The organism is Mesorhizobium sp. WSM4813 (genome assembly GCF_055811555.1).
On sequence record NZ_JBVVQU010000032.1, the window covers coordinates 19545 to 28574 of the forward strand.

Consider the following 9030-nt stretch of genomic DNA (forward strand, 5'->3'; position numbering starts at 1 on the left):
GGCTCAGGGACGCAAATAGGCGTAGCCCTGGCGCTGCAATTCGGCGAGCTTGACGACGCCGCCGCTCTCGGCGGCATGGAAGCCATCGAGGAGATCGGTGAGCGCAACCTCCATGCCTTGCATGGTGTTGGCACAAGCATGCGGGGTCAGGCCGTCGCGAACCAGGCCGGAAAAACGGCTGGAGATGGCAGCTGACGCGGTCTTCGACCTGAAAGCGGCGAGTGCCGGTCCATGCACGACCAGCACGATGTCGACCTTGCCGCCGGTGCCCTCATAGTGGTTCTTGATATTGCCGAGCACGAACCCGACCTTGTCGAGGTCGCTGAGGTGATAGGCGACCTTTTGCCTTTCCTCTTCCACGGCCGCCGCCTTGACTTGGCGCAGCCCGAAAAGGCCAGCGGCTCCGGCAAGTCCCACGCGGAAAATATCGCGGCGTCGCATCATGTCGTTCTCCAGTATGCAGTCCTCGCAAATTGCGTGGCTTCGGCCTCGATCCTAGCATAAATTGAAGTCACGTCCTGTCGGGCGAGGAGGGGCACATGACATCGAAGACCATTGTGGGCGCCGGACTTGCTGTCGCCTTGCTTGCCGCTGTTGCCGGCACCGCCCTTGCCGACGATACGCCTAAGCTCACCGAACTCAGCCCGGACGGCAAGGATGCCTGTTTCGGGCGCATCTACGATGCCGCGCATCTCAAGATACATCCGAACCAGAAGGTGGGGCGGATTTTCTTCTACTATGGCAACGATCCGGTCAGCCACCCGAACGAGGAGCCGAGCAGCGCTCCGTCCGGCTACAACGGCTTCATGGCGACAACGGTGCGCGGCGCCAAGAGGCCCGAATGGGTCGGCGGTTGGTGCGGCAAGAATGATCCGCAGTCGGGCGAGATCCATTGCGGCATGGAATGCGACCGCACCATGGCCTTACTGAAGGTCGATGAAAAAGGCCGGCTGATCGTCTCCGGTGTGCATCGCAACCTTTATCTCGATGCCGGCGCCGAGGATGAACTGGGCGAGAAGGAATACGCCAAGCAGGCACTCGGCACGGAAGACGACGGCTTTTGGCTCGACCGCATGCCGGCGCAGACCTGCAAGGCAGAATTTGCGCGCATCGATCCGGTCGATCCGGCGCTGGGAGCACCGCTGCGTAAGCGGCTGAAACCGGACCAGCCGTTCTGCTACGGGCGCGACTACGATGCCGCGCATCTCGGCTCGCATCCCGATCAGCTTACCCACACCATCCGGGTTTTCCGGGGCCCGGTCGAGCTGGCCTCCTTCGCCAAGGAAGGCGATCCGGCAAACTGGCCAAGCGGTGCCGATATCGCCGTCTCCGTCACCACGCGCCATAAGGCCGCGGAGGTTACGCAGAGCTACAGTTGTGAAGGCGAAGCGGACCAGTGGCGCTGTGTGGCGAGCGCGAGGACGAGCGACTTTTCCTGCGACATCGCAGCCAGGGAGATTTATCTGCGTCGCGGCGCCAACGGCACGATGATGCTGGCCAATCCCAACAGCAGCCTGCCGATCATCGACCTATGCTCGAAGACGGCGGAAGGCGAGACCGCATCCGACGACAAGGTCTACCGGCTGGAGCCGATGCCGCAATCCGCCTGCGCGCGTTGAGATTTTGTGGCCAGAAAGGATGCCAATGGACAAGGCAAAGGTGTTCTGGTCAGGCCGCTCGCAGGCGGTGCGTCTGCCCAAGGAATTTCGTTTCGAAACCGCGGAGGTTTCGATCCGCCGCCAAGGCCGGGCGGTTATCCTCGAGCCGCTTGCGCGGGATTGGGCCTGGCTCGACCAGGTGACCGGGCCGCTTGACGACGACTTTGTCGAGGCAGCTTTAGAACGGCCGACATAGATCTAGTGAATCGCCTCACGCGAACGGCACGGCCGTCGTGCCCTTGGGCAGTTTTGCCTCGTCGTCGGGCTCGACGTGGATGGTGACGCGCACCGAGGGGTTTTCGGCCTTCAGCGCATCTTCGATGCGGTCGCAGATGACGTGGCTGGCGCCCACCGACATGTCGGCGTCGACGACCAGGTGGAACTCGATGAAGGTGGCGCGGCCGGCAATCCGCGTCTTCAGATCGTGGACTTCCAGCGCGCCTTTGCAATTGGCCGAGATGATGTCGCGGATGTGCATGTGCTCCTGCGTGTCGACGGCGCGGTCCATCAGACCGTTCATCGACGAGCCGATGACGTGCCAGCCCTGCCACAGGATGTTCAGCGCAACGATGACAGCAAGAGTTGGATCGAGGACTTGCCAGCCGGTGAGCACGGCGCCGACCAGACCGATGAACACGCCGACCGAGGTCGCGACGTCGGTCATGATGTGTCTGCCGTCGGCGACCAGTGCCGGCGACTTCTCGGCACGGCCGGCACGGATCAGTGTCAAGGCCCAGAAGGCGTTGATCGCTGTCGCGACGCCGTTGATGGCTAGGCCGGTCCAGGGCTGTTCTAGCGGGGCGGGATGCCGCAGGGACCACCACACTTCGTTGAGGATCAGAAGGGCTGCCAGCACGATCAGCACGCCCTCCAGAACAGCCGAGAAATATTCGGCCTTGTGATGGCCGAAGGGATGATCCTGGTCGGCCGGCTTGTAGCTGACCTGGATCGCCCAGTAGGCGGCGGCCGAGGCAATGACGTTGACGATCGATTCCAGCGCGTCCGAATAGAGCGCCACGGAACCGGTGACGTACCAGGCCGCCAGCTTCAGGCCGAGCACGACCAAAGCGACGACTATCGACCAGAAGGCGAGGCGGGCGACCTTGCGCTTGGCGGCGGTTTTGGGATCAATTGCAGTCATTGATTGCTTCCGGCCGCCGAAACCGGAGCTAAGCCGCCTTTTCCTTAGCCTTGCGCGGCAGATGCGCAACGATGTTCTCGATGATGCGCATACCGGCATTGTGGCCGAGCGTCATGATCGATTCCGGGTGGAACTGCACCGCAGCGATCGGCTCCTTGCTGTGCTCGAAGGCCATGATGACGCCTTCTTCCGTCTCGGCCGTGACGACGAAGCCATCGGGCAGCCGAACCGGATCGGCGAAGATCGAGTGATAGCGGCCGACCGTCACCTCCTTGGGCAGCCCGGAAAAGATGATGCCCGGCTTCGACACCCGGATACGCGACGGTTTGCCATGCATCGGAACGTGCAGCTGCCGCAGCTCTCCGCCATAGGCCTCGGCCAGCGCCTGCAGGCCGAGGCAGACGCCGAAGATCGGCAGGTCGCGCGCGCGGGCCCGTTTGATGGTGGCGGCGCAGTCGAAGTCCTTCGGTGTGCCGGGGCCGGGTGACAGCACGACCAGGTTGGGTTTCAGTCGGTCGAAGACCTCGTCCGGCACGGGTGTGCGCACGGTCGAGACGTTGGCGCCGGTCTGGCGGAAATAGTTGGCCAGCGTGTGGACGAAGGAGTCCTCGTGGTCGACCAGCAGGATGTTGACGCCGTCGCCGACGCGTGCGGTGGCGCGTTCGGTATCGGCGGCATTGCCAGACTTGGCGTCGCGGATGGCGGAGATCATGGCGGATGCCTTCAGTTCGGTTTCGGCTTCTTCTTCCTCGGGGATGCTGTCGAAGAGCAGCGTGGCGCCGGCGCGCACCTCGGCGATGCCGTCCTTGATGCGGATGGTGCGAAGCGTCATGCCCGTGTTCATGTCACCGTTGAAATTGACCATGCCGATCGCCCCGCCATACCAGGCGCGCGGGCTCTTCTCGTTCTGCTCGATGAAGCGCATAGCCCATAATTTCGGCGCGCCGGTGACCGTGACCGCCCAGGCATGCGACAAGAACGCGTCGAAGGCGTCCATGCCTTCGCGCAGCCGCCCCTCGATGTGGTCGACGGTATGAATCAGCCGCGAATACATCTCGATCTGGCGACGGCCGATGACGCGCACCGAGCCTGGGTCGCAAACCCTCGACTTGTCGTTGCGGTCGACATCCGAGCACATGGTCAGCTCGGATTCGTCCTTTTTCGAATTGAGCAGCTTCAGGATCTGCTCCGAATCGGAAATGGCGTCGTCGCCGCGCTTGATCGTGCCGGAGATCGGGCAGGTCTCGACACGGCGGCCGTTGACGCGCACGAACATTTCGGGCGAGGCGCCGATCAGATATTCGCCTTCGCCGAGATTGATGAAGAACGAATAGGGCGAGGGGTTAATGGTCTTCAGCTTGCGGGAAATGTCGGAGGGCGGCGTCTCGCAGCGCTCGTAGAACATCTGGCCGGGCACCACCTCGAACAGGTCGCCGCGCTTGAACGAATCCATCGCCTTGCGCACCAGATTGGCATATTCGCCCGGCTCATGGTCGCCGCGTGGTGGGATGCGGTCGGCGGTCCTGAACGGCTCGACGATTTCGTCGCGTGGCAATCCTTCCGTTGAAAACCCGTCGCCGGAATAGTCGTAGCGGTCGGTCCAGGCCTTGGTCGAATAGTGGTCGACGACCAGGATCTCGTCGGGCAGGAACAGCACAAGGTCGCGCTGGCTTTGCTGGCGCTCGAGCTTGTAGTCGACTGGATCGAACTGGAAGGCGAGATCATAGCCGAAGGCGCCGTAGAGGCCGAGATTGGCGTCTTCCTCCGTTTTGAACAAAGCGGTGATGGCGCGCAGCACGGTGAAGACGGAGGGAACGCGGCTGCGTTCCTCTTCGGTGAAAACACGGCCGGGCTTGGCCACGTCGAGGCGGATCAGTTTTCTCGACATCTCGGCGACCGTCACGTCGTCAAGGCCGCCAAGCGCCTTGCCGATCACCGGCAGAAGCACCTCGCCACGGCTGTTCAGCGCCTCGATGCGCATGGCACGGCCGCGCGCCGAGATCACCAGCGGCGGATCGATGATGGCGGTGTCCCAGCGCGTGTAGCGGCCGGGATATTCGTAATTCGAGGAAAACACAGCGCCACGGCGTGAATTCAGCCCGTCGACATAACCGTCGATCGCGCCTTCATAAGGCCGGTCATGGCGCTCGCGGGTAATCGTCACGCCACCCGCGGTGACGAAGCGCTCCGCCCCGTTCTCCAGAATTTTCGTCGTCATTGCCGTCTCCATCAGCGTCTTGGCTATATCAGCGTCTTGGGGCAACGGACCCGGGGCATGGCTTGAAAAAAACAAATGGCCGCCCGGACATTCCGTTGCGGCCACCTTCTATTTTCACGCGCACGCGTTCGAACAGGCCGCTGTCAGCGAGCCCACCACCAAACGGTCTTGATCGAGCGCATGTTCATGGCGATTCCAATAGCGGCGATTGGAGGACCGCGCAACTGGATTCAATGAAGAGCATGGCGAAGCGCTTGAGCCCTCAGTCCTCCAGCGTCCCCGACCTTGCATCGGCGCTCTTCCTGTCGCCGACCAGCTTCAGCAGATCTTCGCCGGCGCGGATGATGCGTCGGGAACGCCGTGTCAGGATGATGCCCGCCTGAGGCGCGAACACCTGGGTGCGGCCGTCGGACTCACCTGGCGCATGGACGATGGTGGCGAGCAACGCGCCTTTTTCCACACGGTCGCCGGGCTTCACGTTGTAGAGGACCGCGCCCGCGCGGGGCGCCGGCATCATGTCGATGTTTTCGAGCGGTGCGACGATACCGGTGAAAGAATTGGGACCGGTGAAGCTGCCGGGCGTGGGCAGCGTCTGATCCAGGATCACGCCGCGCGCCACCAGCAGCCGATAGAGCCCTTTCGCATCGGAGCCGGCCAGAGCGCCATCGACATCGAGTATGCCGCGATACTCGACCGTGGTGGCGACGCGCCGGTCGAACCGCGCCACATCGGCAGGGACGTTCTGATACGGTATGATCGAGGCGCCTTCGAAGGTGCCGTCGGTATCTTCATCCCACAGGACCACCGCATCGACGCCCATGGCCGCCGCACAATCCGCCATGGCCGGCCACAGGCTGGTGTGGACGTAGAGATAGGCAAGCCCCTCGTCGTCGCAGTGCAGGTCGAGGACGATGTCGTGGCCGATGGAGAGCTGCAGCAGCCGGGTCTTCAGCCGCTGGTCGACCGTGCCATGCGCCGGCAAGAGCGTCGTGTCCGGCGCGGCCAGCAGCGGAAAGCCCCGGTTGAAATTGGTTCGCGTCCCCAGATGGAAGCGGCCCTGGTGCTCGCCGTAGAGATACTGCGCGCGACCGATCGGATTGGCCTGGGGTACGATGGTGATATTGCCCTTGATGCGGCCTTCGGCTTCGGCCCTTTCAAGCATCGGCATCAGCGCATCGATGGCGACGACGCCCGGCAGTTCGCCGGCATGCAGTGCGGCCTGCAGATAAGCCGAAGGTGCGGCCTTGTCGCTGCCGTCAAAGCGGAACCCTTCGAAGCGGAACACTGGGAATTCGTAGGAAACGCCCTCGCTGTCGCCGGCAATGCGCTCGATCGATTTCTGCATATCGTCCTCCATCAAGAGGCGAGAGGCATGCCCCTTCGACGCTGCGCTGTCGATTGGTCCAGCTTCCCGCGCTATGGGCGCAACAGCACTGCCACGACGTCGGGCTATGCCAGCGGCTTTAACTCCTGGGCGATGGTGGGCAGAAGTTCCGAGACGTTGGGGTGAATATGGGTTGCCCGCGCGAGCGTGCTGACCGGCGCCTTGGCGTACATCAGGTCGAGCACGCAGTGGATCGCCTCGTCTCCGCCGGGGCCGAGCACCGAACAGCCGAGGATTTCCTTGGTGTCGGCGTCGACCAGGATCTTCATAAAACCTTGCGTCTCGCCTTTCTCGACGGCACGGCCGACGCGGGTCATCGGCCGCTGGGCGACCAGCGCGCGACGGCCGGACTTTCTTACCGCTGTCTCGGTCATGCCGCAGCGGCCGAGCGGCGGATCGGTATAGAGCGCATAGGCCTCGATGCGGTCGCTCACCTTGCGCGGATCGTTGTCGAGCAGATTGGCGGCGACGATCTCGTAATCGTTGTATGAGGTGTGGGTGAAGGCGCCCTTGCCGTTGCAGTCACCCATCGCCCAGATACCGGGCACGCTGGTGCGCAACTGGTCGTCAACGACAATGAAGCCGCGTTTGTCGACCTCGACGCCGGCCTTATCGAGGCCGAGATCGTCGGTGTTGGGCGTCCGGCCGACTGCCAGCAGCACATGCGAGCCGATCGCCGGCGCCTTGCCGGCAGAAAAAGTCACGGCAATGTCGTTGCCCTTTCTGGCAAAGCTGATGTCGTCGGCGCCGAGATGGACTGTGATGTCTTCGTTTTCGAGGATGGACAGGATGGCGGCCGAGACATCCTCGTCCTCGCGAGCGATCAGCCGTGGGCTCTTTTCGATCACCGTGACCTCCGAACCGAAACGGCGGAACATCTGCGCGAATTCGAGCGAGACGTAGCTGCCGCCGACGACGACCAGATGGCGCGGCAGCACGTCGAGATCCATCATCGATGAGTTGGTCAGGAACGAAATGTTGTTGACGCCTGGCAGGTCAGGCACCGAGGCGCGGCCGCCGATGTTGAGGAATATTTTTTCGGCGGTCAGAAGATCATCGCCGACGCGCACCGTGTTGGCGGTGACGAAGCGTGCATGGCCGCGATAGAGCGTGCATGTGTCCATGCCGGCAATCCAGCTTTCGAGATTGCCGCGGGCGTCGTTCGACACCTTGTCCTTGCGCGCCTTGATGGCCCTGTAGTCGACGCCGACCGGACCGGAGAGCGTCACGCCGTAGTCGGCGGCGCGGCGGGCAAGATGCGCGGCATAGGCGCTGGCCACCATGGCCTTGGTCGGCATGCAGCCGGTGTTGACGCAGGTACCGCCGACCAGTTTTCGCTCGATCAGCGCCACGCTCATGCCGGCCGCCGTCAGCCGGCCGGCGAGCGGCGGGCCGGCCTGTCCGGCGCCGATGATGATCGCGTCGAATGTCTTTGCCGTCATGCCACCGCCGCCACGATCAGCAGGCCGCCGATGATCGCCACCGCGTCCTCGATGAGAGCGGCGGGCCGGTCCTTGCCGAGAGCGATGGCCAGGCGTTTGCGCAACTCGGCGCCGCCCAGCGTGCCGATCACCGCGCCGATGGCGCCGGCGATCAGGCCGCCGATGGTGGCGCCGCCGGTTGCGCCGATCACCGCGCCGGTGAAGGCGCCCACGACGATGCGTGCGCCGAACTGCTGCGGCACCTTGCGGCTCGGCGTCGACGGCAACTGGTCGGTGATCAGTTCGGCGATGGCCAGAATGGTGAAGATGCCGACGGTGATCCAGTGGCCCATGAAACCAGCCCAGGTTCCGGCGACCGGCAGCCAGCCGAGATAAGCGCCCCAGGCGACGGCGGCAGGCGCGGTCATGGCGCGAAGGCCGGCAACGACGCCGATCAGAAATGCAAGGATGTACAGCATCATTGACCCCTCGATCACACGGCCTGGGATAGCCCAGCCGGGGTAGGCTAGCATAGGATCGGCATTTGACCAGAGGCCCGCGATCTCTGGCGTTACCCGATTTTTTGGACTGTGCCCTGGCACCACGTTGAAACAGCAGGGTAAGACAGGAGGGCATTGCCCTTGAACAGAAGCGAGCGCGTAAAAATGGCGGCAGGCGAGTGGTACACTTGCCTCGACGCAGAGCTGGAGGCGATGCGGGTCATGGCCCGCGACGCGGTGTTCGAGCACAATTCGCTGCCGCCCCGGCAACGTGGGAACATCGGACCGGCGCTGAAATCGCTGCTCGGCGCTGTCGGCGAGGGCGCCCGGATCGAAGCGCCGTTCCACTGCGCCTACGGCTTCAACATCTTTCTCGGCGACGGCGTCTTCCTCAATGCCGGATGTATCATTCTCGATACGGCGCCAGTCCGCATCGGCAAGGGAACGCTGCTCGGCCCCGCTGTTCAGATCTACTGCGCCGAGCATCACAAGGAGGCTGCCGGTCGACAGGCCGGGCTGGAGATCGCCAAGCCGGTCGAGATCGGCGACAATGCCTGGGTCGGCGGCAGTGCCGTCATCCTCGGCGGGATCAGCATCGGGGGCCGGCGGGGGGGGGGGCCCCGCCGTTGGGGTGCCCCAGGAGTTGCCGCAAACACCGCAAATAGCGGCACACCCAACCCGCCCGGAAAGCGCCGCCGCGAAAACAAT

General features: G+C 63.7%; 9 protein-coding genes. 3 read left to right on the plus strand and 6 right to left on the minus strand.

Features of this window, described 5'->3' with window-relative positions; genetic code table 11:
- Nucleotides 1–3 precede the first annotated feature (3 nt).
- Nucleotides 4–441 carry a DsrE family protein gene (locus tag AC0L25_RS19215; RefSeq protein WP_473597009.1) on the minus strand — a complete coding sequence of 146 codons (438 nt, stop codon included), beginning with the start codon at nucleotides 439–441 and terminating at the stop codon, nucleotides 4–6.
- Between the two features lie 98 nt (nucleotides 442–539).
- Between AC0L25_RS19215 and AC0L25_RS19220 the strand changes: the two genes are divergently transcribed.
- Both AC0L25_RS19220 and AC0L25_RS19225 read left to right on the plus strand, forming a co-directional pair.
- The gene (locus AC0L25_RS19220) at nucleotides 540–1619 is read left to right on the plus strand and encodes a hypothetical protein (RefSeq protein ID WP_473596962.1); all 1080 of its coding nucleotides are present in this window, start codon (nucleotides 540–542) and stop codon (nucleotides 1617–1619) included.
- Between the two features lie 25 nt (nucleotides 1620–1644).
- Nucleotides 1645–1854 (plus strand): antitoxin, encoded by a 210-nt coding sequence (locus AC0L25_RS19225; protein WP_473596963.1) that lies wholly within the window; start codon nucleotides 1645–1647, stop codon nucleotides 1852–1854.
- Between the two features lie 15 nt (nucleotides 1855–1869).
- On the opposite strand, the gene AC0L25_RS19230 is transcribed toward AC0L25_RS19225, so the two are convergent.
- The 5 genes from AC0L25_RS19230 to AC0L25_RS19250 form a co-directional block, all read right to left on the minus strand.
- Nucleotides 1870–2799: a cation diffusion facilitator family transporter gene (locus AC0L25_RS19230; RefSeq protein ID WP_473596964.1), complete on the minus strand. Its 930-nt coding sequence runs from the start codon at nucleotides 2797–2799 to the stop codon at nucleotides 1870–1872.
- 28 nt (nucleotides 2800–2827) lie between these two features.
- Nucleotides 2828–5017, minus strand: a complete 2190-nt coding sequence (locus AC0L25_RS19235) for an anthranilate synthase (protein ID WP_473596965.1) — start codon at nucleotides 5015–5017, stop codon at nucleotides 2828–2830.
- 262 nt (nucleotides 5018–5279) lie between these two features.
- A complete protein-coding gene (locus tag AC0L25_RS19240; RefSeq protein WP_473596966.1) occupies nucleotides 5280–6362 on the minus strand; it encodes a M14 family metallopeptidase in 1083 nt (360 codons plus the stop codon).
- A 104-nt stretch (nucleotides 6363–6466) separates the two neighbouring features.
- Nucleotides 6467–7843, minus strand: coding sequence for an FAD-containing oxidoreductase (locus AC0L25_RS19245; protein WP_473596967.1), 1377 nt, complete (start codon nucleotides 7841–7843; stop codon nucleotides 6467–6469).
- Complete coding sequence (locus AC0L25_RS19250; RefSeq protein WP_473597010.1) at nucleotides 7840–8301, minus strand: DUF4126 domain-containing protein; 462 nt, start codon at nucleotides 8299–8301, stop codon at nucleotides 7840–7842. The genes AC0L25_RS19245 and AC0L25_RS19250 overlap by 4 nt, the downstream gene beginning before the upstream one ends.
- A 162-nt stretch (nucleotides 8302–8463) precedes the next feature.
- Between AC0L25_RS19250 and AC0L25_RS19255 the strand changes: the two genes are divergently transcribed.
- The coding region (locus AC0L25_RS19255; RefSeq protein WP_473596968.1) for a sugar O-acetyltransferase at nucleotides 8464–9030 on the plus strand (567 nt) is incomplete at its 3' end.

Bases quoted from the DNA above. Each gene is read 5' to 3' on its own strand.
- AC0L25_RS19215 (WP_473597009.1), bottom strand. From the start codon at position 441: ATGCGACGCCGCGATATTTTCCGCGTGGGACTTGCCGGAGCCGCTGGC.
- AC0L25_RS19220 (WP_473596962.1), top strand. From the start codon at position 540: ATGACATCGAAGACCATTGTGGGCGCCGGACTTGCTGTCGCCTTGCTT.
- AC0L25_RS19225 (WP_473596963.1), top strand. From the start codon at position 1,645: ATGGACAAGGCAAAGGTGTTCTGGTCAGGCCGCTCGCAGGCGGTGCGT.
- AC0L25_RS19230 (WP_473596964.1), bottom strand. From the start codon at position 2,799: ATGACTGCAATTGATCCCAAAACCGCCGCCAAGCGCAAGGTCGCCCGC.
- AC0L25_RS19235 (WP_473596965.1), bottom strand. From the start codon at position 5,017: ATGACGACGAAAATTCTGGAGAACGGGGCGGAGCGCTTCGTCACCGCG.
- AC0L25_RS19240 (WP_473596966.1), bottom strand. From the start codon at position 6,362: ATGCAGAAATCGATCGAGCGCATTGCCGGCGACAGCGAGGGCGTTTCC.
- AC0L25_RS19245 (WP_473596967.1), bottom strand. From the start codon at position 7,843: ATGACGGCAAAGACATTCGACGCGATCATCATCGGCGCCGGACAGGCC.
- AC0L25_RS19250 (WP_473597010.1), bottom strand. From the start codon at position 8,301: ATGCTGTACATCCTTGCATTTCTGATCGGCGTCGTTGCCGGCCTTCGC.